Annotated in this window: 1 protein-coding gene; it reads left to right on the forward strand. The window is 73.9% G+C overall.

Annotated elements, in window-relative coordinates; all coding sequences use genetic code 11:
- Positions 1-269: 269 nt before the first annotated feature.
- Positions 270-1,817, forward strand: coding sequence for a DEAD/DEAH box helicase (locus GT045_RS23700; protein ID WP_161335365.1), 1,548 nt, complete (start codon positions 270-272; stop codon positions 1,815-1,817).
- Positions 1,818-2,015 lie beyond the last annotated feature (198 nt).

Here is a 2,015-nt window from a genome sequence, read left to right on the forward strand (position 1 = left end):
ACGCAGGGCCAGAAGGGCCCGCAGGCCGAGAACATCGTTCCCGCCTGACGCTGACGCGTCTATGTGGTTGGGGCCCGCGCTCTTGGGGTGCGGGCCCCATCTCATTGCGTTCACACCCCTGCGGGCTCAGCCGCAGCTTTGACAGCCTTGACCTCCCATCGCGAGGCCGGCTTTTCGCATTTTCTACGGCTCAGTCTTGTGAATCCTCGTGCGGTTTCCACCGCTGGGCGGATTTCCTCGATACGTGCCGCATCGAGGAAGGTTCCCCCATGAACCGCACCCGCCGTACCGGCGGCAGTTCCGCTCGCTCGCGCGCGGACCGAGGCTCCACAGGCGCGACGGGCTCCGCCCGCGCCGGCCGCTTCCGCGGTCAGGAAGCGCGGCGCCAGAGCCCCCGTCCGGCCACCGGGCGCAAGAGCGGCCAAGGAGCACGGCCCTCCGCCCGGCGCCAGGAATTCGCCCTGCCGGTGACCGTCACCGAGCCGCTGCCCGCGGTCGAGACGTTCGCCGAACTGGCCATGCCCGAACGCCTGCTGGCCGCCCTCGGCGCCGAGGGCGTCACCGTGCCCTTCCCGATCCAGGCGGCGACGCTGCCGAACGCGCTGGCCGGCCGGGACGTCCTGGGCCGCGGGCGCACGGGCTCGGGCAAGACCCTCGCCTTCGGACTGCCCATGCTGGCCCGGCTGGACGGCGAGCGGGCCCAGCCCCGGCAGCCGCTCGCCCTGGTCCTCGTACCCACCCGGGAACTGGCCCAGCAGGTCACCGACGCGCTCACCCCCTACGCCCGCGCCCTGCGGCTGCGGCTCACCACCGTGGTGGGCGGCATGTCGATCGGACGTCAGGCCAGTGCCCTGCGCGCCGGTGCCGAGGTCGTCGTCGCGACGCCCGGCCGGCTCAAGGACCTCATCGAGCGCGGCGACTGCCGGCTGGACCAGGTCACGATCACCGTCCTGGACGAAGCCGACCAGATGGCCGACATGGGCTTCATGCCGCAGGTGACGGCGCTGCTCGACCAGGTCGGTCCCGACGGTCAGCGGCTGCTGTTCTCGGCCACCCTGGACCGCAACATCGACCTCCTGGTACGCCGTTACCTCCACGACCCGGTGGTGCACTCGGTCGACCCGTCCGCGGGCGCCGTCACCACGATGGAGCACCACCTGCTCCACGTGCACGACGACGACAAGCACGCCGCCGCCACCGAGATCGCCGCCCGCGACGGACGCGTGATCATGTTCCTGGACACCAAGCACGCGGTGGACCGGCTGGCCAAGCACCTGCTGTCCGTCGGTGTGCGGGCCTCGGCCCTGCACGGCGGCAAGTCCCAGCCCCAGCGCAACCGGACACTCGCCCAGTTCAAGGACGGCCGCGTCACGGTCCTGGTGGCCACCAACGTGGCCGCCCGCGGTATCCACGTCGACAACCTCGACCTGGTCGTGAACGTGGACCCGCCCGGCGACCACAAGGACTACCTGCACCGCGGCGGCCGTACCGCCCGCGCCGGCGAGTCGGGCACCGTCGTCACCCTCGTCCTGCCGCACCAGCGGCGCGCCATGGACCGTCTCATGACCGACGCCGGCATCACCCCGAGCACCGCCCGGGTCCGTCCGGGCGACACCGAACTGCAGCGCATCACCGGCGCCCGCACCCCCTCCGGCGTGCCCGTCACGATCCCCGCACCGGCCGCCGAGCGAGGCGAGGGCTCGGGGTCGGGGTCGGGGTCGGCCGGCCGCGGTCGCAGGGGACGGGCCGGTGCACGCGGTGGTAACGGGCGGCCCGCCGCCCGTACCCGTCGCACCGCCCCGAAGAACAACCCGTAACCCGGGCGCCGGGCTCCCGGCCGGGCGCGTCCCCACCCAGGACGCGCCCCACCGGCCGCCGAGCCCGGCCATACCCCGGCCGCCGCGCCCCAGCGCCTTCCCCAGCGCCTTCCCCGGCGCCCGGCTGATCCGCTCCCCGCTCACGCTCCCCGACCCGCTGACCGACCGCTGACCGCCCGCGGACCGCCGTGGCGCGGT

The organism is Streptomyces sp. SID486, assembly GCF_009865385.1.
Lineage (GTDB): Bacteria > Actinomycetota > Actinomycetes > Streptomycetales > Streptomycetaceae > Streptomyces.

Excerpts from the sequence above, each read along its gene's own strand:
- GT045_RS23700 (WP_161335365.1), top strand. The coding sequence starts at position 270 with ATGAACCGCACCCGCCGTACCGGCGGCAGTTCCGCTCGCTCGCGCGCG.